Annotated in this window: 22 protein-coding genes; 16 read left to right on the top strand and 6 right to left on the bottom strand. The window is 70.2% G+C overall.

Translation table 11 applies throughout. The annotated features are described in order from the left end of the window. Positions 1-149 precede the first annotated feature (149 nt). The 11 genes from pheS (at position 150) to argH (ending at position 13,952) form a co-directional block, all read left to right on the top strand. Positions 150-1,211 (top strand): phenylalanine--tRNA ligase subunit alpha, encoded by a 1,062-nt coding sequence (pheS, locus tag ACAG20_RS00110; protein WP_370491080.1) that lies wholly within the window; start codon positions 150-152, stop codon positions 1,209-1,211. Continuing rightward, positions 1,211-3,700: a phenylalanine--tRNA ligase subunit beta gene (pheT, locus tag ACAG20_RS00105; RefSeq protein WP_370491079.1), complete on the top strand. Its 2,490-nt coding sequence runs from the start codon at positions 1,211-1,213 to the stop codon at positions 3,698-3,700. The genes pheS and pheT overlap by 1 nt, the downstream gene beginning before the upstream one ends. A 181-nt stretch (positions 3,701-3,881) precedes the next feature. Further along, positions 3,882-5,339 (top strand): NAD(P)/FAD-dependent oxidoreductase, encoded by a 1,458-nt coding sequence (locus ACAG20_RS00100; protein WP_370491078.1) that lies wholly within the window; start codon positions 3,882-3,884, stop codon positions 5,337-5,339. Positions 5,340-5,483: 144 nt separating this feature from the next. Continuing rightward, the gene (gene argC / locus ACAG20_RS00095) at positions 5,484-6,518 is read left to right on the top strand and encodes an N-acetyl-gamma-glutamyl-phosphate reductase (protein WP_112686861.1); all 1,035 of its coding nucleotides are present in this window, start codon (positions 5,484-5,486) and stop codon (positions 6,516-6,518) included. Next, entirely contained in the window at positions 6,515-7,711 is a 1,197-nt protein-coding gene (gene argJ / locus ACAG20_RS00090; RefSeq protein ID WP_370491077.1) for a bifunctional glutamate N-acetyltransferase/amino-acid acetyltransferase ArgJ, read from the top strand. Before argC ends, argJ begins: the two co-directional genes overlap by 4 nt. Further along, entirely contained in the window at positions 7,708-8,577 is an 870-nt protein-coding gene (gene argB, locus ACAG20_RS00085) for an acetylglutamate kinase (RefSeq protein WP_370491076.1), read from the top strand. Before argJ ends, argB begins: the two co-directional genes overlap by 4 nt. Positions 8,578-8,635: 58 nt before the next feature. After that, positions 8,636-9,814 (top strand): acetylornithine transaminase, encoded by a 1,179-nt coding sequence (locus ACAG20_RS00080; protein ID WP_370491075.1) that lies wholly within the window; start codon positions 8,636-8,638, stop codon positions 9,812-9,814. Beyond that, on the top strand, positions 9,807-10,733 hold the full coding sequence (argF, locus tag ACAG20_RS00075; protein WP_370491074.1) for an ornithine carbamoyltransferase: 927 nt from the start codon (positions 9,807-9,809) through the stop codon (positions 10,731-10,733). Before ACAG20_RS00080 ends, argF begins: the two co-directional genes overlap by 8 nt. Continuing rightward, positions 10,730-11,218: an arginine repressor gene (locus ACAG20_RS00070; protein ID WP_370491073.1), complete on the top strand. Its 489-nt coding sequence runs from the start codon at positions 10,730-10,732 to the stop codon at positions 11,216-11,218. Before argF ends, ACAG20_RS00070 begins: the two co-directional genes overlap by 4 nt. A gap of 39 nt (positions 11,219-11,257) precedes the next feature. Further along, a complete protein-coding gene (locus ACAG20_RS00065) occupies positions 11,258-12,457 on the top strand; it encodes an argininosuccinate synthase (protein ID WP_370491072.1) in 1,200 nt (399 codons plus the stop codon). An 82-nt stretch (positions 12,458-12,539) separates the two neighbouring features. Next, positions 12,540-13,952, top strand: a complete 1,413-nt coding sequence (gene argH, locus ACAG20_RS00060) for an argininosuccinate lyase (protein WP_370491071.1) — start codon at positions 12,540-12,542, stop codon at positions 13,950-13,952. 6 nt (positions 13,953-13,958) lie between these two features. On the opposite strand, the gene ACAG20_RS00055 is transcribed toward argH, so the two are convergent. Further along, entirely contained in the window at positions 13,959-14,438 is a 480-nt protein-coding gene (locus ACAG20_RS00055; protein ID WP_370491070.1) for an MPT63 family protein, read from the bottom strand. A gap of 140 nt (positions 14,439-14,578) precedes the next feature. Here ACAG20_RS00055 and ACAG20_RS00050 point away from each other — a divergent pair, with 140 nt between their 5' ends. After that, positions 14,579-15,226 (top strand): M15 family metallopeptidase, encoded by a 648-nt coding sequence (locus ACAG20_RS00050; RefSeq protein WP_370491395.1) that lies wholly within the window; start codon positions 14,579-14,581, stop codon positions 15,224-15,226. 34 nt (positions 15,227-15,260) lie between these two features. Here ACAG20_RS00050 and ACAG20_RS00045 read toward each other — a convergent pair whose 3' ends face one another. Beyond that, on the bottom strand, positions 15,261-17,039 hold the full coding sequence (locus tag ACAG20_RS00045) for an ABC-F family ATP-binding cassette domain-containing protein (protein WP_370491069.1): 1,779 nt from the start codon (positions 17,037-17,039) through the stop codon (positions 15,261-15,263). Between the two features lie 113 nt (positions 17,040-17,152). On the opposite strand from ACAG20_RS00045, the gene ACAG20_RS00040 reads away from it, so the two are divergent. Both ACAG20_RS00040 and ACAG20_RS00035 read left to right on the top strand, forming a co-directional pair. Then, complete coding sequence (locus ACAG20_RS00040) at positions 17,153-20,140, top strand: acyl-CoA synthetase (protein WP_370491068.1); 2,988 nt, start codon at positions 17,153-17,155, stop codon at positions 20,138-20,140. Beyond that, entirely contained in the window at positions 20,140-20,364 is a 225-nt protein-coding gene (locus ACAG20_RS00035; RefSeq protein WP_112686834.1) for a Trm112 family protein, read from the top strand. Before ACAG20_RS00040 ends, ACAG20_RS00035 begins: the two co-directional genes overlap by 1 nt. Here the strand turns inward: ACAG20_RS00035 and ACAG20_RS00030 are convergent. From ACAG20_RS00030 to ACAG20_RS00020, 3 genes are read right to left on the bottom strand one after another with little or no spacing between them, the layout of a single operon-like run. Next, positions 20,330-20,950: a TetR family transcriptional regulator gene (locus ACAG20_RS00030; protein ID WP_112686832.1), complete on the bottom strand. Its 621-nt coding sequence runs from the start codon at positions 20,948-20,950 to the stop codon at positions 20,330-20,332. The two genes, ACAG20_RS00035 and ACAG20_RS00030, sit on opposite strands and share 35 nt — an antisense overlap. Then, a complete protein-coding gene (locus tag ACAG20_RS00025; protein WP_370491067.1) occupies positions 20,950-21,780 on the bottom strand; it encodes an ABC transporter permease in 831 nt (276 codons plus the stop codon). The genes ACAG20_RS00030 and ACAG20_RS00025 overlap by 1 nt, the downstream gene beginning before the upstream one ends. Further along, positions 21,714-22,478, bottom strand: a complete 765-nt coding sequence (locus ACAG20_RS00020) for an ABC transporter ATP-binding protein (RefSeq protein WP_370491066.1) — start codon at positions 22,476-22,478, stop codon at positions 21,714-21,716. Before ACAG20_RS00020 ends, ACAG20_RS00025 begins: the two co-directional genes overlap by 67 nt. Before the next feature lie 68 nt (positions 22,479-22,546). On the opposite strand from ACAG20_RS00020, the gene ACAG20_RS00015 reads away from it, so the two are divergent. Beyond that, on the top strand, positions 22,547-23,158 hold the full coding sequence (locus ACAG20_RS00015) for a DNA-3-methyladenine glycosylase (protein ID WP_370491065.1): 612 nt from the start codon (positions 22,547-22,549) through the stop codon (positions 23,156-23,158). 17 nt (positions 23,159-23,175) lie between these two features. Further along, the gene (tyrS, locus tag ACAG20_RS00010; RefSeq protein WP_370491064.1) at positions 23,176-24,456 is read left to right on the top strand and encodes a tyrosine--tRNA ligase; all 1,281 of its coding nucleotides are present in this window, start codon (positions 23,176-23,178) and stop codon (positions 24,454-24,456) included. 180 nt (positions 24,457-24,636) lie between these two features. Here tyrS and ACAG20_RS00005 read toward each other — a convergent pair. Beyond that, positions 24,637-24,860, bottom strand: a 224-nt coding sequence (locus ACAG20_RS00005; RefSeq protein ID WP_370491063.1) for a hypothetical protein, incomplete at its 5' end; no start/stop codon positions are given.

Here is a 24,860-nt window from a genome sequence, read left to right as displayed (position 1 = left end):
GTGGGCGCCGGCCTTCCATCAGTCGGCTCACTGCGGCAGCGAGCGTCGCGGCCGATATGATCTGGACCGGCCGTCATACCGGCCGAGGACCCCTGGACCGACCTCGAACCGGGCCCGAGCCAACCCAGCCAGCAAGGAGAGTCTCGTCCGTGGGCAATCAGCCTGCCGAACAGTTTGACCCGTCCGTCGTCGCCGACGCGACCCTGAACGGCGCCGTGCAAGCCGCCCAGCGCGCCTTCGCCGCCGCCGCCGATCTGGACGCGCTGGCCCACGCCAAGACCGAGCACCTCGGCGACAAGGCGCCGCTGGCGCTGGCCCGCCAGGCGCTGGCCAAACTGGACAAGGCCGACCGGGCCGACGCCGGCAAGCGCGTCAACGCCGCCCGCACCCAGGCCCAACAGGCCTACGAGGAGCGGCTGGCGGCACTGCGGGCCGAACGCGACGCCGCCGTGCTGGCCGCCGAGAGCATCGACGTCACGCTGCCGTCGGCGCGGCGGCCAGTCGGAGCCCGCCACCCCATCACCCAGCTGGCCGAACACGTCGCCGACACCTTCGTCGCGATGGGCTGGGAGGTGGTCGAAGGACCCGAGGTCGAAGCCGAGCACTTCAACTTCGACGCGCTGAATTTCCCCGTCGATCACCCGGCGCGCAGCGACCAGGACACTTTCCACATCGCCCCGGCCGGCTCACGCCAGCTGTTGCGCACCCACACCTCCCCGGTGCAGATCCGCGCCTTGCTGGCCCGCGAGCTGCCCGTCTACGTCGTCTCGATCGGCCGCACCTTCCGCACCGACGAACTCGACGCCACCCACACCCCGGTGTTCCACCAGGTCGAGGGGCTGGCGGTGGACCGCGGACTGACCATGGCGCACCTGCGCGGCACCCTGGACGCGTTCGCGCAATCGGAGTTCGGGCCCGCCGCCAAGACCCGTATCCGCCCGCACTTCTTCCCGTTCACCGAACCGTCCGCCGAGGTCGATATCTGGTTCGAGGGCAAAAAGGGCGGGCCCGGCTGGGTCGAATGGGGCGGCTGCGGCATGGTGCACCCCAACGTGCTGCGCGCCGTGGGCGTCGACCCCGACGAGTACTCCGGCTTCGCGTTCGGCATGGGCCTGGAACGAACCCTGCAGTTCCGCAACGGAATCCCCGACATGCGCGACATGGTCGAAGGCGATGTCCGGTTCTCGCTGCCGTTCGGGGTGGGTGCCTGATGCGCATTCCCCACAGCTGGCTGCGGGACGCCCTGGCCGCGGGCGCGCCCGGCTTCGACATCTCCGCCGACGCCCTGGAGCAGGCCCTGCTGCGAATCGGCCACGAGGTCGAGGCGGTGCACACCCTGGGGCCGGTCAGCGGCCCGCTGAAGGTCGGCCGGGTCGTCGAGATCGAGGAACTCACCGAGTTCAAGAAGCCGATCCGGGCCTGCCGCGTCGACGTCGGCGAGGCAGAGCCACGTGAGATCGTCTGCGGCGCCACCAATTTCGCGGTCGATGACCTGGTGGTGGTGGCATTGCCGGGTGCGGTGCTGCCCGGTGACTTCACCATTGCCACCCGCAAGACCTACGGCCGCACCAGCGACGGGATGATCTGCTCGGCATCCGAAATCCGGCTGAGCACCGACCATTCCGGCATCCTCGTACTACCGTCGGGCACCGCTGACCCCGGTGCCGACGCCGCCGAGGTCCTCGGCCTCGACGACGTGGTCTACGAGCTGGCCATCACCCCCGACCGCGGCTACTGCATGTCGGTGCGGGGCCTGGCACGCGATCTGGCGGGCGCGCTGGACCTCGACTTCGCCGATCCGGCCGCCGTCCCGCCGCTGCCCGCCGACGGCGAGGCGTGGCCGCTGACCGTGCAACCCGACACCGGCGTGCGCCGCTTCGCGCTACGCGGTGTCACCGGCATCGACGCGGCGGCGGTGTCGCCGTGGTGGCTGCAGCGCCGACTGCTGCTCTGCGGTATCCGGGCGATCTCGCCGGCCGTCGACGCCACCAACTACGTGATGGTCGAACTCGGCCACCCGATGCACGCCCACGACCGGTCCCGCATCACCGGCGGGTTGGGGGTGCGCTTCGCGGCGCCCGGCGAGACCGTCACCACCCTCGATGACATCGAACGCAAGCTGGACCCGGCCGACGTGCTGATCGTCGACGACGTCGCGACCGCCGCGATCGGCGGCGTGATGGGCTCGGGCAGCACCGAGATGCGCGACGACTCGACCGACGTGCTGTTGGAGGCCGCGATCTGGGATCCCGCGGCGGTGTCGCGCACCGCGCGGCGGCTGCACCTGCCCAGCGAGGCCGCCCGCCGCTACGAACGCGCCGTGGACCCGGCCATCTCGGTTGCCGTGCTGGACCGCTGCGCGATGCTGCTCGCCGAGATCGCCGGGGGCACAGTCGAACCCACGCTGACCGACTGGCGCGGCGACCCGCCTGTGCAGAACTGGAACCCGGCGCCCATCGAGATCGCCGCCGACCTGGCGGACCGCACCGCCGGGGTGAGCTACCCCGCGGGCACCACCGCCCGGCGGCTGAACCAGATCGGCTGCACCGTGGCGGCCCACGGCGCGACCCTGACCGTCACCCCGCCGAGCTGGCGGCCGGACCTGCGCCAGCCCGCCGACCTGGTCGAGGAGGTGCTGCGGCTCGAAGGCCTGGAGTCCATCCCAGCGGTGCTGCCCGCGGCGCCGGCCGGACGCGGCCTGACCGACACCCAGCGGCGCCGGCGCGCGATCGGCAAGGCGCTGGCGCTGACCGGCCACGTCGAGGTGCTCACCAGCCCGTTTTTGCCCGCCGGGGTGTTCGACGCCTGGGGCCTGGCCGGCGACGACCCGCGTCGCGCCACGGTCGCTGTGCTCAACCCGCTGGAGGCCGACCGGCCGCAGCTGGCCAGCACCCTGCTGCCCGGGCTATTGGAAGCGCTGGCGCGCAACGTGTCCCGGGGCATCAACGACGTCGCGCTGTTCACCATCGCCCAGGTGGTGCAAGCCGACGGCTCCGCACCCGGGGCCGCCGAACTGGTCGCGGTGGATCGCCGTCCCACCGACGCCGAGATCACCGCACTCGATGACGCGCTGCCCCGCCAGCCGCAGCACGTCGCCGTCGCCCTGACCGGGCTGGCCGAGCCCCGCGGCCCGTGGGGACCGGGCCGGCCGGTGGAGGCCGCCGATGCCATCGAGGCGGCCCGGGTGATTGCCCGCGCCGGCGGCGTCGAGGTGACGCTGCGCTCGGCGGCGCAGCTGCCGTGGCATCCGGGCCGCTGCGCCGAGGTGCTCGTCGGGGAGACCGTGATCGGTTATGCCGGGCAGCTGCACCCGGCCGTCGTCGAACGCTGCGGGCTGCCCAAGGGCACCTGCGCGGTCGAGTTGAACCTGGACGCCATGCCCATCGCGGCGTCGCTGCCCGCGCCGCGGGTATCGCCGTTCCCCGCGGTGTTCCAGGACGTCGCGCTGGTCGTCGACGAGAAGGTGACCGCCCAATCGGTGGCCGACGCGGTGCGCGCCGGCGCGGGCGAGCTGCTGGAAGACATCGCCTTGTTCGACGTCTACACCGGCCCGCAGGTCGCCGACGGCCGCAAGTCACTGGCGTTCGCGCTGCGCTTCCGCGCCGCCGATCGCACCCTGACCGAGGACGAGGCCAGCGCCGCCCGCGAGGCCGCGGTGGCCTGCGCCGCCGAGCGCGTCGGCGCCACCCTGCGGGGGTAACTCCCCCCTTCCCCCCTTCCCCCTTCCCCCCTTACCCCCGCGAGCGTGCGTGTTTGCACACGGCGCGCCGCGATCAGGCGCACAAGTATGCACGCTCGCGGCCTATCGCGAACCCCGGTGCTCCGGCATGCTGAGAAGCGCCTGGCGTCACCAAGCGGAACCTCGATGGGAGTTCGACGCTATGAACGAACCCGAAATCTTTGACGTGGTCGTACTCGGGGCGGGACCGGTCGGGGAGAACGTCGCCGACCGCGCCCGGGCCGCCGGGCTGACGGTGGCGATCGTGGAGCGCGAACTGGCCGGTGGCGAATGTTCCTATTGGGCCTGCGTACCCAGCAAGGCGCTGCTGCGGCCGGTGCTCGCGCTGGCCGACGCCCGCCGCGTGGCTGGCGCTCGCGAAGCCGTCACCTCCCCGATCGACGCGGCCGGAGTGTTCGGCCGCCGCAACAACTTCGTGGGCGATTGGGACGACTCCGGGCAGGCCGACTGGATCAACGGCATCGGCGCATCGCTGGTGCGCGGGCACGGACGTCTCGACGGGCCACGACGGGTGGTGGTCACCACGTCCGGCGGTGACACCGTGAGGCTGGCCGCCCGCCATGCGGTGGTGATCTGCACCGGCACCCGCGCGGCACTCCCGGACCTGCCGGGGATGGCCGAAGCCCGGCCGTGGACCAATCGCGAAGCCACCGAAGCGATGTCGGTTCCCGGCCGGATCGCGGTCGTCGGCGCCGGCGGTGTGGGTGTCGAAATGGCCACCGCCTGGCAGGGTTTGGGCTCGGCCGTGACGATGCTGGTGCGCGGATCGGAGTTGTTGGCGCGGATGGAGCCGTTCGTCGGCGAGTACGTCGCGCGCGGGTTGGCCGAGGCGGGAGTCGAGGTGCGAACAGGTGTTTCGGTGGCCCGCCTCGGGCGCGACGGTGACGGCCCGGTCCGATTGGAATTGACCGACGGCAGCGAACTCGAAGTCGACGAGGTGCTGTTCGCGACGGGCCGCAGCCCGGCCACCGGTGACATCGGCCTGGATACCGTCGGCCTGAATCCCGGTGACTGGCTGCAGGTCGATGACACCTGCCGGGTGCAGGCCGTCGACGACGGGTGGCTGTACGCGTGCGGCGACGTCAATCACCGGGCGCTGCTGACCCACGAGGGCAAATACCAGGCACGCATCACCGGCGACGCCATCGCCGCGCGAGCCACCGGCGCCCCGCTGGACACCGCGGACTGGGGCGCCCATGCCGCCACCGCCGACCACCACGCGGTGCCGCAGGTGTTTTTCACCGACCCGGAGGCCGCCGCCGTGGGGCTCACCGCCGAGCAGGCGCACCAGGCCGGGCATCGGGTGCAGGTGGTGGATGTGGAGATCGGCGAGGCGGTGACCGGGGCCAAACTGCACGCCGACGGTTACCGTGGGCGCGCCCGCATGGTGGTCGATGCCGAGCATGACTACCTGCTCGGCGCCACGTTCGTCGGCCCCGGTGTCGCCGACCTGCTGCACTCGGCCACCATCGCCGTCGCCGGGCGGGTGCCGGTGAGTCGGCTCTGGCACGCCGTGCCGTGCTTTCCGACGATCAGCGAGGTCTGGTTGCGGCTGCTGGAGGCCTACCGCGATTCCGCATCGGTGCAAGCGTCGGGCTGAGTGTCGGTCTGAGCCACCGATACCGTCGGCGGGCGTGCGCAAAAACGGTTCTGGCGACGGCGTGTCGGCCGGGGACCCGCACGCTGGCCGGAAAGAGACGTAATGGATTTGCGTATCGTTGCATAACAATGCAAGACTGGTCGCATGGTTTCTGTGGCGGTAGCCGGTGCCAGTGGGTACGCCGGCGGTGAGATTCTGCGGCTGTTACTGGGGCACCCAGCTTACGCGGACGGCCGATTGACGATCGGGGCGCTGACCGCCGCCGGCAACGCCGGCAGCACCATGGGCGAACAGCACCCGCATCTCATGCCGCTGGCCGACCGAATCCTCCAGCCCACCGAGGTCGACATCCTCGCCGGCCACGACGTGGTGTTTCTGGGCCTACCGCACGGACATTCAGCAGTACTGGCCGAACAGCTCGGCGACGACACCCTGGTGGTGGACTGCGGCGCGGACTTCCGGCTGGACGACCCGACCGACTGGGAACGCTTCTACGGCACGTCGCACGCGGGCACCTGGCCCTACGGCCTGCCGGAACTGCCCGGGGCGCGCGAACAGCTCAAAGACGCCCGCCGGATCGCGGTGCCGGGCTGCTACCCGACGGCGGCGCTGCTGGCGCTGTTCCCGGCCGTCGCCGCCGGCCTGATCGAGCCGGACGTCTCCGTGGTCGCGGTCAGCGGCACCTCCGGCGCCGGCAAGGCCGCCAAGGTCGACCTGCTCGGCTCGGAGGTTATCGGCTCGGCGCGGGCCTACAACATCGCCGGCGCCCACCGGCACACCCCGGAGATCGGCCAGGGCCTGCGGGCGGTCACCCACCGTGACGTCACCGTCTCCTTCATCCCGGTGCTGATCCCGGCGTCGCGGGGCATCCTGGCCACCTGCACCGCCAAAACCACCACGCCGCTGCCCAAGCTGCGCGCCGCCTACGAAAAGGCCTACCAGGCAGAGCCGTTCGTTCGGCTGCTGCCGGAGGGCCAACTGCCCAAGACCGGATCGGTGATCGGCAGTAACGCCGCGCACCTGGCGGTGGCCGTCGATGAGGACGCCTCGACGTTCATCGCGATCGCCGCGATCGACAACCTGGTCAAAGGCACCGGCGGCGCTGCGGTGCAGGCGATGAACCTGGCACTGGGCTGGCCGGAATCCGAGGGGCTCTCGACAGTGGGTGTCGCCCCGTGACGCGGATCCTGCGCGAACAGGGCGTGACGGCGCCGGCGGGCTTCCGGGCGGCCGGAATCGCCGCCGGTATCAAGGCTTCCGGGGCGCCGGACCTGGCGCTGGTCTTCAACGAGGGCCCCGACTACGCGGCCGCCGGAGTGTTCACCAGCAACCAGGTCAAGGCGGCCCCGGTGCTGTGGAGCCAACAGGTGCTCCAAAGCCGCCGGCTGCGGGCGGTGATCCTCAACTCCGGCGGCGCCAACGCCTGCACCGGCCCGGGCGGATTCCAAGACGCGCACGCCACCGCCGAGGCCGTCGCCGCCGCGTTGTCGGAGTGGGGCACCGAGACCGGAGCCGTCGAGGTGGCGGTCTGCTCCACCGGGCTGATCGGTGACCGGCTGCCGATGGACAAGCTGCTGGCCGGAGTCACCGACGTGGTACAGGAGATGGCCGGGGGACTGGTCGGCGGCGACGAGGCCGCCCGGGCGATCATGACGACCGACACCGTGCCCAAACAGGTTGCGCTGCACCATGACGACAACTGGACGCTGGGCGGGATGGCCAAAGGTGCCGGCATGCTGGCCCCGTCGCTGGCCACCATGCTGGTGGTGCTCACCACCGACGCCAAAGCCGACGCGGCCGCCCTCGACACCGCGCTGCGCCGCGCCGCCGCCCTGACCTTCGACCGCCTCGACATCGACGGCAGCTGCTCCACCAACGACACGGTGCTGTTGCTGTCCTCGGGCGCTAGCGAGGTCACCCCCAGCCAGCACGATCTCGACGCCGCAGTGCTGGCCGCCTGCGAGGACCTGTGCGCCCAGCTGCAGGCCGACGCCGAAGGCGTCACCAAACGGATCGCGATCACCGTCACCGGCGCCGGCAACGACGACGACGCGCTGCTGGCGGCCCGGCTCGTCGCCCGCGACAGCCTGGTCAAGACCGCGCTGTTCGGCTCCGACCCCAACTGGGGCCGGGTGCTGGCCGCCGTCGGTATGGTGCCGTTCACCATCGACCCCGATCGGATCACGGTGTCCTTCAACGGGTCTCCGGTATTCAGCGACGGCCTGCCGATGCCGGGCGCCCGCGAAGTCGACCTGTCCGGCCCCGACATCGACGTCACCGTCGAACTGAACCAGGGCGGCGGGCAGGCCACGGTGCGCACCACCGACCTGTCCCACGCCTACGTCGAAGAGAACTCTGCGTACAGCTCATGACCAGCACCGCGACCAAAGCCCAAGTTCTGGCCGAAGCACTGCCCTGGCTCAAGCAGCTGCACGGCAAGATCGTCGTCGTCAAATACGGCGGCAACGCCATGACCGACGACACCCTCAAGCACGCGTTCGCCGCCGACATGGCGTTCCTACGCAACTGCGGTATCCAGCCGGTGGTGGTCCACGGCGGCGGGCCGCAGATCAGCACCATGCTCTCCCGGCTCGGCATCGAAGGCGACTTCAAGGGCGGATTCCGGGTCACCACACCGGAAGTGCTCGACGTGGCGCGCATGGTGCTGTTCGGCCAGGTCGGCCGCGAACTCGTCGGGCTGATCAACGCCCACGGGCCCTATGCCGTCGGTATCACCGGTGAGGACGCCGCGCTGTTCACCGCGGTGCGACGCAGCGTCACCGTCGACGGCGTCGCCACCGACATCGGACTGGTCGGCGACGTCGACCAGGTCAACACCGCCGCGGTGCGGGATCTCATTGCCGCGGGCCGGATCCCGGTGGTGTCCACCCTTGCCCCCGATGCCGATGGCGTGGTGCACAACATCAACGCCGACACCGCCGCAGCAGCGCTGGCCGAAGCCCTGCAAGCCGAGAAACTGCTGATGCTCACCGACGTCGACGGCCTCTACACCGCCTGGCCCGACACCGATTCGCTGGTGAGCGAGATAGACACCGCGACATTGGCGCAGCTGTTGCCGACGCTGGAATCGGGCATGATCCCCAAAGTCGAAGCCTGCCTGCGCGCCGTGCGCGGCGGGGTGCCCAGCGCCCACATCATCGACGGCCGGGTCAAGCACTGCGTGCTCGTCGAGTTGTTCACCGACGCCGGCACCGGAACCAAGGTGGTGAATCCATGACCGCGCCGACGACGATGCAGAGCGGAGCCTGCGGAGCGATGAGGAGGAGTGGCGCCCGATGACATTGCAGGACCGCTGGTCTGCGGTGATGATGAACAACTACGGCACCCCGCCGCTGGCGCTGGTCCGCGGCCAGGGCGCGGTGGTGACCGACGAAGCGGGTAAGGACTACCTCGACCTGCTCGGCGGCATCGCCGTCAACCTGCTCGGCCACCGCCACCCCGCGGTGATCGAAGCCGTCGCCACCCAGTTGAACACCCTGGGCCACACCTCGAACCTGTACGCGACCGAGCCGGGCATCGCGCTGGCCGAAGGCCTCGTCGACCAACTGGGCGCGCCGGCACGAGTGTTCTTCTGCAACTCCGGGGCCGAGGCCAATGAGGCGGCGTTCAAACTGACCCGGCTCACCGGCAAGACGAAGATCGTCGCGGCCGACGGCGCCTTCCACGGCCGGACGATGGGGTCGCTGGCATTGACCGGTCAACCCGATAAGCGGGCGCCGTTCGAACCGCTGCCCGGCGACATCACCCACGTGCCCTACGGGGACACCAAAGCGCTTGCCGAGGCTGTCGACTCGGCCACCGCGGCGGTGTTCCTGGAGCCGATCATGGGCGAGGGCGGCGTCGTCGTCCCGCCCGCGGGCTACCTGGCCGAGGCCCGCGGCATCACCGCGGCCCACGGTGCACTGCTGGTGTTCGACGAGGTGCAGACCGGCGTCGGCCGCACCGGAGCGTTCTACGCCCACCAGCACGACGGCATCACCCCCGACATCGTCACGCTGGCCAAAGGACTCGGTGGCGGGCTGCCGATCGGGGCGTGCCTGGCCGTCGGCGCGGCCGCTGACCTGTTGACCCCCGGCAGCCACGGCAGCACCTTCGGCGGCAACCCGGTCTGCACCGCGGCCGCGCTGGCGGTGCTGCGGACGCTGGTCGACGGCGACCTGATCGCCCGGGCCGGGGTGCTCGGCAAGACGCTCAGCCACGGCATCGAGGAACTGCATCACCCGCTGGTCGACCACGTCCGCGGCAAGGGACTGCTGCTGGGCGTGGTGCTGACCGCGCCGAAGGCCAAAGATGTGGAGCTGGCCGCCCGCGACGCCGGGTTCCTGGTCAACGCCGCCGCGCCGGGGGTGGTCCGGCTGGCGCCACCACTGATCATCAGCGACGAACAGCTCGACGGTTTCCTGACCGGGCTGCCCGGCGTGCTCGACGCCGCGCAGGAGGCCGCACATGCCTAGGAACTTTCTGCGCGACGACGACGTCACCCCCGCCGAGCAGGCCGAAATCCTGGCGCTGGCAGCTGAACTCAAGGCCGCACCGCACAGCCGCCGGCCACTGGAGGGCCCGCGCGGGGTCGCGGTGATCTTCGACAAGAACTCCACCCGCACCCGGTTCTCCTTCGAGGTCGGTATCGCCCAACTCGGTGGGCACGCCGTCGTCGTCGACGGCCGCTCCACCCAGCTGGGCCGCGACGAGACCCTGGAGGACACCGGGCGGGTGCTGTCGCGCTACGTCGATGCCATCGTGTGGCGCACCTTCGCCCAGGACCGGTTGACCGCCATGGCGGCCACCGCCACGGTGCCGATCGTCAACGCGCTCTCCGACGAGTTCCACCCGTGCCAGGTGCTGGCCGACCTGCAGACCATCGCCGAGCGCAAAGGCATGTTGCAGGGGTTGCGCATGACCTACCTCGGGGACGGCGCCAACAACATGGCGCACTCGCTGATGCTCGGCGGCGTCACCGCCGGCATCCACGTCACCGTCGCCGCCCCGGACGGTTTCACCCCCGATCCGGCCGTCGTCGCCGCGGCGCAGCAGCGCGCCGCCGACACCGGCGCCTCGGTCACCCTCACCGCCGACCCGGCCAAGGCGGTCGCCGGCGCCGACGTGCTGGTCACCGACACCTGGACCTCGATGGGCCAGGAAGACGACGGCCTGGACCGGGTCGCGCCGTTTCGGCCCTATCAGATCAACGACGAGTTGGTCGCACTGGCCGATTCGGACGTCGCTGTGCTGCACTGCCTTCCGGCACACCGTGGCGACGAGATCACCGACGCGGTGATCGACGGGCCGCGCAGCGCGGTCTGGGACGAGGCCGAGAACCGGCTGCACGCGCAGAAGGCGCTGTTGGTGTGGTTGCTGGAACGGTCCCGATGAGCCGAGCCGACAGCCCCGTCACCCGGGTGGGCCGCCAAGCCCGCATCGTCGAGGTGCTGTCGGCGGAACCGGTACGCAGCCAGACCGAACTGGCCGCGCTGCTGGCCGCCGACGGCATCGAGGTCACCCAGGCCACCCTGTCGCGTGATCTGGAGGAACTGGGCGCGGTGAAGCTGCGCGGCGTGGACGGGGGCGCCGGGGTCTATGTGGTGCCCGAGGACGGCAGCCCGGTGCGCGGGGTCTCCGGCGGCACCGACCGGCTGTGCCGGTTGCTGGGGGAGCTGCTGGTGTCCACCGACGCCACCGGAAACCTCGCGGTGCTGCGCACCCCGCCCGGCGCGGCGGACTACCTGGCCAGTGCCATCGACCGGGCCGCGCTACCGTACGTCGTCGGCACCATCGCCGGGGATGACACCATCTTTGTGGCAGCGCGCGAGCCGATGACCGGCGCCGAGCTCGCCGCCGCCCTCAACGACCTGCAGTAAGACCAGTAGCACGTAGTGAGACACAGCAAGGAGAAGTCGATGTCCGAACGCGTCATCCTGGCGTATTCCGGTGGCCTGGACACCTCGGTGGCGATCAGCTGGATCGGCAAGGAGACCGGGCGCGAAGTCGTGGCCGTCGCCATCGACCTCGGCCAGGGCGGCGAGGACATGGACGTGGTGCGCCAGCGGGCCCTGGACTGCGGGGCCGTCGAATCGGTCGTGGTCGACGCCCGCGACGAGTTCGCCGAGGGCTACTGCCTGCCCACCATCCAGTCCAACGCGCTCTACATGGACCGCTACCCGCTGGTCTCGGCGATCAGCCGGCCGCTGATCGTCAAACACCTGGTGGCCGCGGCCCGCGAGTACGGCGGCGGCACCGTCGCGCACGGCTGCACCGGAAAGGGCAACGACCAGGTTCGGTTCGAGGTCGGATTCGCCTCGCTGGCACCGGATCTCAAGGTGCTGGCCCCGGTCCGCGACTACGCCTGGACCCGGGAGAAGGCGATCGCGTTCGCCGAACAGAACGACATCCCGATCAACGTCACCAAGCGCTCACCGTTCTCCATCGACCAGAACGTGTGGGGCCGAGCGGTGGAGACCGGGTTCCTGGAGCACCTGTGGAACGCGCCGACCAAGGACGTCTACGACTACACCGAGGACCCGACCGTCAACTGGAACACCCCCGATGAGGTGATCATCGGCTTCGAGCGCGGCGTTCCGGTGTCGATCGACGGAAAGCCGGTGTCGGTGCTGGAGGCCATCGTCGAGCTCAACCGGCGGGCCGGCGCCCAGGGCGTGGGACGCCTCGATGTGGTCGAGGACCGGCTGGTGGGCATCAAGAGCCGCGAGATCTACGAGGCGCCCGGCGCGATGGTGCTGATCAGCGCCCACACCGAACTCGAACACGTCACCCTGGAGCGCGAGCTGGGCCGGTTCAAGCGGCACACCGACCAGAAGTGGGCCGAGCTGGTCTACGACGGGTTGTGGTATTCGCCGCTGAAGGCTGCGCTGGAGGCCTTCGTCGCCCACACCCAGCAGCACGTGAGCGGTGAGGTCCGGCTGGTGCTGCACGGCGGCCACATCGCGGTCAACGGCCGCCGCAGCAGTGAGTCGCTGTACGACTTCAACCTGGCCACCTACGACGAGGGCGACACCTTCGACCAGTCCGCCGCGCGTGGCTTCGTCGAGATCCACGGGTTGAGCTCGAAGATCTCCGCCCGCCGGGACCTGGGCTCGTGACACCCCTCCACCGCGAGTGGCACTCTCACGACGCAACACGCCGGTGTGACGTCGTGGGATTGCCACTCGGCGGGGGTTTGACGTGAGCACCAATGAGGGGTCGCTGTGGGGCGGACGGTTCGCCGAGGGCCCGTCCGACGCGCTGGCCGCGCTGAGCAAATCCACCCACTTCGACTGGGTGCTGGCCCCCTACGACATCGCCGCGTCCAAGGCACATGCGAAGGTGCTGCACGGCGCCGGGCTGCTCACCGACGAGCAGCGTGACGGGCTGCTGGCCGGCCTGGACAGCCTCGGTGACGACGTCGCCGATGGCAGCTTTGGCCCGCTGGTCACCGACGAGGACGTCCACGGCGCGCTGGAACGCGGCCTGATCGACCGGGTCGGTGCCGATCTGGGTGGCCGGCTGCGGGCCGGACGATCACGAAACGACCAGGTGGCCACGCTGTTTCGGATGTGGCTGCGCGACGCCGTGCGCCGCGTCGCCGCCGGGGTGCTCGACGTGGTCGACGCGCTGGCCCACCAGGCCGCCGCCCACCTGGAAGTCATCATGCCCGGCAAGACGCACCTGCAGTCCGCGCAACCGGTGCTGCTGGCACATCACCTGCTCGCCCACGCCCACCCGTTGCTGCGCGACGTGGAGCGCATCGTCGACTTCGACGCCCGCGCCGCGGTGTCCCCGTACGGGTCGGGGGCGCTGGCCGGCTCGTCGCTGGGCCTCAACCCGGACGCCATCGCCGCCGAGCTCGGCTTCACCGCCGCCGCGGACAACTCGATCGATGCCACCGCGGCACGCGATTTCGCCGCCGAGGCCGCGTTCGTGTTCGCGATGATCGCCGTCGATCTGTCGAGGCTGGCCGAAGACATCATCTTGTGGAGCTCAACGGAATTCGGCTACGCGGTGCTGCACGACTCCTGGTCGACCGGCAGCTCGATCATGCCGCAGAAGAAGAACCCCGACATCGCCGAACTGGCCCGCGGCAAGTCCGGCCGGCTGATCGGCAACCTGACCGGTCTGCTGGCCACCCTGAAGGCCCAGCCGCTGGCCTACAACCGGGACCTGCAAGAGGACAAGGAGCCGGTGTTCGATTCGGCGGCGCAGCTGGAACTGCTGCTGCCGGCGATGGCCGGACTGGTCGGCACCCTGGCCTTCGACACCGAACGCATGGCCGCGTTGGCGCCGGCGGGTTACACCTTGGCCACCGACATCGCCGAATGGCTGGTGCGCCAAGGCGTTCCGTTCCGGATCGCCCATGAAGCAGCAGGTGCGGCGGTACGGGCAGCCGAGCAGCGCGGCGTCGGCCTCGACGAACTCACCGACGCTGAACTGGCTGCCATCAGTCCCGGCCTGAGCTCGCAGGTGCGCGAGGTGCTCACCGTCGAAGGCTCGGTGGCCTCCCGCGATGCCCGCGGTGGCACCGCGCCGGCACGGGTTGCTGAGCAGCTGGCCGGCCTGCGTGACCGGGCCGCGCGTCAGCGCCGGTGGGTCAGCGGCTGAGGGGGACTACGGACCCCACACCATCAGGTCCTCCATGCCGTTGTTCATCGTCACCGTGGTGGGCGGCGGGCCGGTGACGTCGAAGTAGATCTTGCCGGTGGACTGTGCGCCCTGCGGGATCGTCGCCCCGCTGATCGCCTTCGGAGCGGCCACCTGCCACAGCACCCGGTAAGCCGCCCGATCCGGGGCGACGGCGTTGAATTGGGAGATCGCCGGGGTCACGCTGCCCCGGATCGCGTTCACCGTCGCGGTGGACTCCCACACCTTGCCTGCGACCGGGTAGCCCGGCATGGTGTCGGAGCTCGGCTGCAGGCCGCTCACCCGCCAGGAGTACACGACCTGACCAACGGTGTCGGTGGCTTGCAGGGTGCTGCCCAGTTTGCCGACGATCGGATAGGCCGCTGTCGCGGTCGGCGCGACCGTCATCGGGATCGCCGCCATGGCCATTGCCGCCAGGGCCGTCTTCGTCATCCCACGAACCTTCATGATGTCCTCCTCTCTTTCGGGGGATGAGATCACGGGTAGCCGGGTTCGCCACGCCTTAACCATGCTTCGGCGGAACGGATCTCATGCTGCGCTAGCGTGGGCGGATCAACGGCAGCCGAAACTCATCGACCGCGTGGCGCCTGCTGACGGCGATCGCGGTCTGTGGGCTGTTGCCGCAATGCACCGGCGCCCCCGAGCCAACACCACCGTCGTCATCGGCCGTCACCCAACCCGAGCCGGCCGCCGTCGCCCCCGTCACGGCCGCCGAACTCGGCGCCACCTGGCGTCCCGGCTGCCCGGTCGCCCCGGCGCAACTGCGGCGCGTCACGCTGACCCACCTGGGTTTCGACGCCCGGCCGCACCGCGGCGAGCTGATCGTGCACCAAGAACTGGTTCCGCAGGTCATCGCGATCTTCGCGCGGCTCTACCGGCTGGACTTCCCGATCGAGAAGATGCGCCCGGCGGCCCACTACCGCGGCGGGGACGACGAACTGTCGATGGCGGACAACAACACCTCGGCGTTCAACTGCCGCCGCATCCCGGGGTCGGGCAACTGGGCACAGCACGCCTATGGCCGCGCCATCGACATCAACCCGCTGCTGAACCCGTCGGTCACCCGCCACGGATTCGAACCCAAGAACGCCGGGGTCTACCTGGACCGCCACCGCATCGAGCCGGGGTTACTGCATCCTGGCGACCCGGCGGTGCGCGCTTTCACCGACGCCGGCTGGCGCTGGGGTGGCGATTGGAAATCGCCGCGGGATTACCAGCACTTCGAGCGCCGCTGAAGCCCTTACCGGCTCCGAGCGCCGCCACTCGGGGCTATTCCACGACCTCCGACAGCTCCAGCCAGCGGCCCTCCTGCTCGGCCACCTCGTCCTCCAGCGCGCGCAGCTCGCCGGTGAGTGACGCCAGGCCCACGTGATCGGCCTGGTCGTGAGCGGCCAGCTCATGGTGCTTGGCCTCGATCTGTTCGGCAAGCCGCGTCAGCCGACGCTCGACGGCGGCCAGATCCTTCTGTGCCGCACGCAGTTCCGCGCCCGAGAGCGTCCCGGAATCGGCAACAGCGGCCGCCGGGCGCGAGGCCGGCGCGCGGCGTGCTTCGGCGGCCAGCCGCAGATACTCCTCGACGCCGCCCGGCAGATGCCGCAGCCGGCCGTCCAGGATCGCGTACTGCTGATCGGTGACCCGCTCCAGCAGGTACCGGTCGTGGGAGACGACGATCAACGTGCCCGGCCAGGAGTCCAGCAGGTCCTCGGTGGCGGTGAGCATGTCGGTGTCCACGTCGTTGGTCGGCTCGTCGAGCACCAGCACGTTCGGTTCGGCCAGCAGGGTGAGCATCAACTGCAGCCGGCGGTGCTGCCCGCCGGAGAGTTCACCCACCCGGGCCGACAGTTGCGCCCGACCGAAGCCGAGCCGCTCCAGCAGTTGCGCGGGCGTCATCTCCTTGCCGTCGACTTGGTAGTCGTTGCGCAACCGGCCCAGCACGTCGGCAACCCGGTCCTCGGCGAGCGAGGCCAGCTCCCCGGACTGCTGATCGAGCATGCCCAGCCGAACCGTCTTGCCGCGTTTGACCCGCCCGGCATCGGGCGTCACCGTCCCGGCGATCAGGCCCAGCAGCGTGGACTTGCCGGCGCCGTTGGCGCCGAGGATCCCGGTGCGCTCCCCGGGACCGATCCGCCACTCGATGTCGCGCAGCACCGGCTTGCCGTCAAAGGAGACCGACACGTCGAGCAGGTCGATGACGTCCTTGCCCAGCCGTGCCGTGGCCAGCTTCACCAGCTCGACCTCGTTGCGCAACGGCGGGACGTCGGCGATCAACGCGTTGGCCGCCTCGATGCGGAACTTCGGTTTGGAGGTGCGGGCCGGGGCGCCACGGCGCAGCCAGGCCAGCTCCTTGCGTAACACGTTCTGCCGCTTGGCTTCACTGGCCGCGGCCATCCGGTCGCGCTCCACCCGCTGCAGCACGTAGGCCGCGTAGCCGCCCTGGAAGGGCTCCACGATGCGGTCGTGCACCTCCCAGGTGGTGGTGGCCACCTCGTCGAGAAACCAGCGGTCGTGGGTGACCACCAGCAGGCCGCCGGTGTTGCGGGCCCAGCGCTGCTGCAAGTGGCCGGCCAGCCAGGTGATCCCTTCCACATCGAGGTGGTTGGTGGGCTCGTCGAGGCCGATTACGTCCCAGTCGCCGATCAGCAGCGCGGCCAGCTGTGCTCGGCGGCGCTGCCCGCCGGACAACTCCGAGATGGTCGCGTCCCAGGCGATATCGGCGACCAGGCCGTCGACGACGTCACGAATCCGCGGATTGGACGCCCACTCATGGTCGGCCTGTTCACCGACCAGCGTCGCCCCCAGGGTGCGGCCGGGGTCGAGGGTGTCGGCCTGGTCGAGCAGACCGACCCGCAGGCCGCTGCGGCGGGTGACCCGGCCGGAGTCGGGGGTGGCGGCGCCGGTGAGCAGCCGCAGCAGCGAGGATTTGCCGTCGCCGTTGCGGCCCACGATGCCGATGCGCGCGCCGTCGTTCACCCCGAGGGTGACCGAGTCGAGCACCACACCGGTGGGGTAACGCAGGTGAAGGGCTTCGGCGCCGAGCAGGTGTGCCACTGCCAGAACGCTACTGCCTGCCGATCGCCGACCACTGAACGAGCCGGACCAAGCCTGCCGATGTGCCAGAATGTGCACGTCATCGACGATCGAACGCGACGTAGGGGAGCAGCGTGGATCTGAACCTGTCGGCCATCACCCGGCCGGTCGAGTGGCTGATGGCCACCGCGCAGAACGGCCTGGAGGTGCTGCGCTGGGGTGGTCTGGAGACCGGGACCGTGCCGTCGCCCTACCAGATCGTCGAGAGCACCCCGATGTACAAGCTGCGGCGCTACTTCCCGCCCGACAACCGGCCCGGCCAGCCGCAGCCCGGGCCGCCGGTGCTGCTGGTGCACCCGATGATGATGTCGGCGAACATGTGGGACGTCACCCGCGAGGACGGGGCGGTCGGCATTCTGCACGGGGCGGGAGTCGACCCCTGGGTGATCGACTTCGGCTCGCCCGACGAGGTCGAGGGCGGGATGCGACGCAACCTGGCCGACCACATCGTCGGGCTCAGCCAGGCGATCGACACCGTCGCCGAGACGACCGGACGCGACGTGCACCTGGCCGGCTACTCGCAGGGCGGCATGTTCGCCTATCAGGCCGGGGCATACCGGCATTCGAAGAGCATCGCGTCCATCATCGCGTTCGGCTCCCCGGTGGACACCCTGGCCGCGCTGCCGATGGGCGTGCCGCCCAACATCGCCTCCAGCGTCGCGGGGTTCATGGCCGACCACGTCTTCAACCGGCTCGACATCTCCGGGTGGCAGGCGCGCGTGGGCTTCCAGATGATGGATCCGCTCAAGACGGCCAAGGCCCGGATGGACTTCCTGCGCCAACTGCACGACCGGGAAGCCCTGCTGCCGCGGGAGGCGCAGCGGCGGTTCCTGGAGTCGGAGGGCTGGATCGCCTGGTCGGGTCCGGCGATCTCGGAGCTGCTCAAGCAGTTCATCGCGCACAACCGGATGATGACCGGTGGTTTCGCGATCAACGGCCAACTGGTGACACTGACCGACATCACCTGCCCGGTGCTGGCCTTCGTCGGCGAGGTCGACGACATCGGCCAGCCGGCCGCGGTGCGCGGTATCCGCCGAGCGGCGCCTGACGCCAAGGTCTTCGAGTACCTGCTGCGCGCCGGGCACTTCGGGCTGGTGGTCGGTTCCAAGGCGGCCGAACTTACCTGGCCGACCGTCGCCGCCTGGGTGCTGTGGCAGGAAGGCCAGGGCCCGCAGCCCGCCGGGGTGGCGCTGATGGCCGAGCAGGCCCCCGAGGACAGCAAGGGCGGGGTGGCGATGACCTCCCGAATCGCGCACGGGCTGGGGGAGGCCTCCGGTGTCGCGCTGACGCTGGCCCGCGGTGCCGCCGACGCCATGGTCGCCGCGCAGAAATCGATGCGCACCATGGCGATCGAGACCGCACGCACCCTGCCCCGGCTGGCCCGGCTCGGGCAGATCAACGACCACACCAGGATCTCGCTGGGCCGCATCATCGGTGAGCAGGCCGCCGAGTCGCCGCACGGCGAATTCCTGCTGTTCGACGGCCGGGTGCACACCTATGAGGCGGTCAACAAGCGCATCGACAACGTGGTGCGCGGCCTGATCGATGTCGGTGTGCGGCAAGGTGTTCACGTGGGTGTGCTGATGGCCACCCGCCCCAGCGCCATGGTCGCGATCGCCGCCCTGTCACGCCTGGGTGCCGTCGCGGTGCTGATGCCGCCGGACGGCGATCTGGGCGCGGCGGCGCGACTGGGCGGCATCTCCGAGATCATCACCGACCCGGGCAACCTCGACCTGGCGCTGGCGGCCGTGCGCGACCTGGGCTGCCAGGTGCTGGTGCTCGGTGGCGGTGAGAGCCGCGATCTGGACTTGCCGGCCGACGCCGAAGCCGTCATCGACATGGAGCAGATCGACCCCGACGCCGTCGACATGCCGGGCTGGTACCGGCCCAACCCGGGATTCGCCCGCGATCTGGCGTTCGTCGCCTTCAGCACGGTGGCCGGCAAACTGGTGGCCAAGCAGATCACCAACTACCGGTGGGCGCTCTCGGCGTTCGGCACCGCGTCGACCGCCGCCTTGGGGCCCACCGACACGCTGTACTGCCTGACGCCGCTGCACCACGAGTCCGGGCTGTTGGTCAGCCTCGGCGGCGCCGTGGTCGGGGGTGCCCGCATCGCGCTGTCGCGCGGGCTGAACCCGGATCGCTTCGTCGCCGAGGTGCGTCAGTACGGGGTGAGCGTGGTGTCCTACACCTGGGCGATGCTGGGCGAGGTCATCGACGCCCCGAATTTCGTGCTGCAGGGCAATCATCCGGTACGGCTGTTCATCGGCTCCGGCATGCCCGTGGGGCTCTGGCGCCGGGTCACCGACGCCTTCGCGCCGGCCCAGGTCGTCGAGTTCTTCGCCACCACCGACGGACAGGCGGTGCTGGCCAACGTCTCCGGCGCCAAGGTCGGCAGCAAGGGCCGCCCGCTGCCCGGAGCGGTGGAGGTGGAGCTGGCCGCCTACGACCCCGACCAGGACTTGATCCTCGAGGACGAGCGGGGCTTCGTGCGCAAAGCCGAGACCGACGAAGTCGGGGTGCTGCTGGCCAAGCCACGCGGGCCGATCGACCCGTCGGCGTCGGTCAAGCGCGGCGTGTTCGCCCCCGCCGACACCTGGATCTCCACCGAGTACCTGTTCCGGCGCGACGCCGACGGCGACTACTGGCTGGCCGGCGGACGCGGTTCGACCATCCAGACCGGTCGCGGCATGGCGTATCCGGTGTTGATCACCGACGCGCTGGGCGCCGTCACCGGCGTCGACCTGGCGGTGACGTATCGGGTGACCGCCGGCTCCGGGGACGACCTGGTGGTGTCCGCGGTGACAGTGCTGCCGGGAGCGACCGTCACCGCCGCGGACCTCAGCGAGGCGGTGGCGGAGCTTCCCGTCGGCGCCGGGCCCGATGTCGTGCACATCGTGCCGAATCTGCCGCTGAGCGCTGTCTACCGCCCGACGCTGGGTAAGCTGCGCGAAGCCGGGCTGCCCAAGGCCGGACGCAACGCCTGGTACTTCGATGCCGCGAGTGGGCAGTTCAAGCGATTGACCGCCGCGGTACGCGCCGAATTGGCCGGGGGCCGCTAGTGATCGACGACGAGCTGTTGGCGATCTTGGTCTGCCCGGCCGACCGCGGACCGTTGCTGCGGGTGACACGTTCGGCGGATGAGGTGCTCTACAACCCCCGGCTGCGCCGCGCCTACCGCATCGAGGACGGTATCCCGGTGCTGCTGATCGATGAGGCCACCGACGTCGGCGACGACGAGCATGCCCGCTTCATCGGCCAAGCCGGTCCGGCAGATCCCCGGTGAGATAACGCTGCAGCGTCGGGGCGACCATCGCCACGACCTGGTCGCCGGGCAGTGACGCCAGCGGTTCCAGGCCGACGATGTAGCGGGCGACCACGATGCCCATCAGTTGGCTCGCGGTGAACTCGGCGCGTAGCACACCGGTTCCGGCCGGGACGTCGATGCGACTGGCGAGTTCGGCGACCACGATGTCGCGGAAAAACGAACGCGCCAACGGCACTTCGGTCCCGGTGAGCATGGAGCGCATCGCTGCGATCAGCCCGGTCCCGGCCTGCGAATCCCACAGCGGCAACAGCAGTTCGGGCAGGATACGGCCCAGCTGTTCGACGGGCGCCTCCCGCAATGGTCCCAACACGACCATCGGGTCCACCGGCAACTCGGTTGCCGCGGCGAACAGTTGTTGTTTGGTGCCGTAGTAGTGGTGCACCAGCGCCGCGTCGACGCCGGCATCGGCTGCCACCGCGCGGATCGAGGTGTTCTGGAACCCGTTGTGGGCAAAGAGCTCCCGGGCAGCAGCCAGGATTCGCTCCCTGGTGTCCGAGGAGCCCGAGGGTCGGCCCGGCCGCCGGTTGCTGGCCTCGGTGGACATCAGGGCGTCCGTCGCCGCAATGTCACCGCGGCCAGGGCCAGCGCGGCAGCCGCGAACACCAGCACGATCACCATGTCGCGCACGGCGATACCGGTCAGTTGCGGATGGGCGCCCACTTGCTGAAGTGCCTCCAGGGCGTAGCTGGCCGGCAACGCGTTGCTGATCCACTGCAGCCACTCGGGCATCGTGGCGCGGGGCACGATGATCCCGGCCAGCAGCAGTTGCGGCACCATCACCAGCGGGATGAACTGCACCGCTTGGAATTCGGTGCGGGCGAAGGCGCTGCACAGCAGCCCCAGGCCGACGCCGAGCACCGCGTTGACGATCGCGATCACGAACACCCAGGCCGGGCTGCCGGCGGTCTCGAAACCCAGCAGCCAGAACGCGACCACACAGGCCAGGCTGGCCTGGGCGGCCGCCGCGACCGAGAACGCCGTCCCGTAGGCGGCGAGCAGATCCAGCCGGCGCAGCGGGCTGGTCAAGATGCGCTCCAGCGTCCCGGATGCGCGTTCGCGCTGCATGGTGATCGCGGTGATGACGAACATCAGAAACAGCGGGAACAGGCCGAGCAGAATCAGGCACGCGGCATTGAACGGGGACGGCGTACCCGGCGGATGCGGGACGTTGGCGAACATGAAGTACATCAACGTGATGACCAGGCTGGGCACCAGCAGGACCATCGCGACGCTGCGATGGTCACCGGCCAGTTGCCGCAGGATCCGCTGCATGGTGGCCAGGAACGGCCGCAGCTGCAGGGTGCGGGTCAACCGGCTCGGGGCGCGGTGCTGCGCCGGATGACGGACAGGAACGCTTCCTCCATCGACGTACATCCGGTCTCCTCTCGCAGTCGTCTCGGTGAGGTGCGCGCCAGCAGCCTGCCCTGGCGCATCAGCAACAGGTCGCCGCAGTGGTCGGCCTCGTCCATGACATGGCTGGACACCAGCAGCGTGGTGCCGCGCCGGGCCAGCGCCTGGAACTGGTGCCAGAGCTCGGCCCGCAACACCGGGTCCAGGCCGATCGTCGGTTCGTCGAGCACCAGCAGGTCCGGCCGGCCGACCAGCGCACAGGCCAGCGACACCCGGGCGCGTTGCCCGCCGGACAGGTTCGCGCAGTAGTCGCCGCGGTGACGCTGCAGATCCACCGAGTCGATCGCGTCATCGGCGGCCGGGGCGTCGACGCCGGCAAGCGACGCGAAGTAGCGGACGTTGTCGATGACCCGCAGGTCGTCGTAGATCGTGGGCTGCTGGGGCATGTAGCCGACGCGGTGGCGCAGCGCCGCGGAGCCGGCCGCGTCGCCCAGCACGGTGACCTGTCCGCCGGTGATGACCTGGGTGCCCACAATGCAGCGCATCAGCGTGGTCTTGCCGCAGCCTGACGGGCCGAGCAGGCCGGTGATGGTGCCCGGGGCGATCCGCACCGACAGATCGTGCAGGACCGGGCGCTTACCGCGGACCACCCGCAGGTGCTCGATGTCGACGGCCGGGGTGGGGCGCGGCGCCGATAATTCATCACGCGATGAAATCATCATGTGATGAATATTCGACCGGTTGCGACGGGTTGTCAAGACCCAACCGCGGCTCGGGCAGAATCTGGGCGGTGAGTGCAGCCCAGCTGGCGGTCGATCCGCTCGCGGCCGCCCGCCTGCTACTCGGCGCGACCCTTACCGCCCGCGGGGTGCGCGCGACGATCGTCGAGGTAGAGGCCTATGGCGGCGTGCCCGACGGGCCGTGGCCGGACCCGGCGGCGCATTCTTATCGCGGACCCACCGGGCGCAACACCGTGATGTTCGGCCCGGCCGGCCGGTTGTACACCTACCGCAGCTACGGCATGCACGTCTGCGCCAACGTGGCCTGCGGGCCGGACGGCACGGCGGCCGCGGTGCTGCTGCGGGCGGCGGCGATCGACGAGGGAGCAGCGGTGGCGCGGTCGCGACGCGGCGAAGCGGTGCCGAGCACCGGTTTGGCGCGCGGCCCGGGCAACCTCTGTTCTGCTCTGGGAATCGCCATGGCGGACAACGGAATCGACCTGTTCGATGCACGCAGTCCGGTGCAACTGCGGCTCGGTGCGCCGCTGGCGGCGCAGGCCGGGCCGCGGGTGGGCGTCAGCCAGGCCGCCGACCGGCCGTGGCGATTGTGGGTGCCCGGGAAGCCCGAGGTTTCGGCCTACCGACGAAGCCCGCGGGCACCGGCGCCCGGCGCCAGCGACTGATCCGGGAAAATCGACTCATGCCGACGACGATTCTCGACGAGCTGGCCTGGCGCGGCCTGATCGCCCAATCCACCGACCTGGATGCGCTGAGTGCCGAAATGGCCGGCGGGCCGATCACCGTCTATGCCGGATTCGATCCCACCGCGCCCAGCCTGCACGCCGGAAACCTGGTGCCGCTCCTGGCGTTGCGCCGATTCCAGCGGGCCGGCCACCGGCCCATCGTGCTGGCCGGCGGGGCCACCGGCCTGATCGGTGATCCCCGCGAAACCGGCGAACGCACCCTGAACACCGCCGACACGGTGGCCGAGTGGTCCGAGCGGATCCGGGGCCAACTGGAGCGCTTCGTCGACTTCGACACCGGGCCCACCGGCGCGGTGGTGGTCAACAACCTGGACTGGACCGCGCCGCTGTCGGCAGTGGAATTCCTGCGTGACGTGGGCAAACACTTCTCTGTCAATGTGATGCTCGACCGCGACACCATCCGGCGCCGGCTGGATTCCGAGGGCATCTCCTACACCGAGTTCAGCTACATGCTGCTGCAGGCCAACGACTACGTGGAGCTGTACCGGCAGTACGGCTGCGCACTGCAGATCGGCGGCTCCGACCAGTGGGGCAACATCATCGCCGGTGTCCGGCTGGTGCGGCAGAAGCTGGGTGCGACCGTGCACGCGCTGACCGTGCCGCTGGTGACCGCGGCCGACGGCACCAAGTTCGGCAAGTCCACCGGCGGCGGCAGCCTCTGGCTGGATCCGGAGATGACCAGCCCGTACGCCTGGTACCAGTACTTCTTCAATACCGCTGACGCCGACGTGGTCCGCTACCTGCGCTGGTTCACCTTCCTGTCCGCCGACGAGCTCGAAGAGCTGGAGAAGGCCACCGCCGAACGACCGCAGGAGCGGTCCGCGCAGCGCCGGCTGGCCCGCGAATTCACCACCCTGGTCCATGGCGAGGCGGCCACCGAAGCCGTCGAGCTGGCCAGCCACGCCCTGTTCGGCCGGGGGGAGCTGGCCCGGCTGGACGAGGCAACGCTGACCGCGGCGCTGCAGGAGACGCCGGTGGCCCAGTTGGCGCCGGGCAGCCCGGACGGCATCGTAGATCTGCTGGTCGCCACCGGGCTGTCGGCCAGTCGCGGGGCAGCCCGCCGCACCATTGGCGAGGGGGGCGTCTCGGTGAACAACGTCCGCATCGACAGCGAGGAATGGTCGCCGCAGTCGGAGGACTTCCTGCACGGCCGGTGGCTGGTGGTGCGCCGCGGCAAGCGCAACGTGGCCGGCGTCCAACGCGTCCAGGGTCGTTAGCGAGGACTCGACCCAGACAGCCCGGGGGAGCGGGCGCCGCCCGAAGTTGATCTTGAAGGCGTCGAAATAGCCCTGCTAGCAGCGGATTTGACTCCCAGTTTCACCTCGCGTAACTTAGTGCACGTCGCCGCGACCAGGCCAGACCCGGTCAGCGCGACAAGCCCACGGAATCGATGAGATTCACAGAGCGATTCCGGGGCACTCATCTGTCCGCACTGCCGATGCGCGGCTTTTAGCCGCGGGTTGACTGCGCGTCCGGGTGGGGCGTGTTGTTTGAGAACTCAATAGTGTGTTTGGTGGTTTTTGTTTGTTGTTGTTTTTGCCGCATCCTTGGCGCCCCGTGTTGGGGGTGTGGTGTTGTTTTGTCGGTTTTTCGGAACTGATGTTTTCAGGATTGTTCTGAA

This window comes from Mycobacterium sp. pW045, from assembly GCF_041287085.1.
Lineage (GTDB): Bacteria > Actinomycetota > Actinomycetes > Mycobacteriales > Mycobacteriaceae > Mycobacterium > Mycobacterium algericum_A.
Note: the sequence above shows the minus strand (reverse complement) of the source record. Positions and strands in the feature narration are given on the sequence as shown.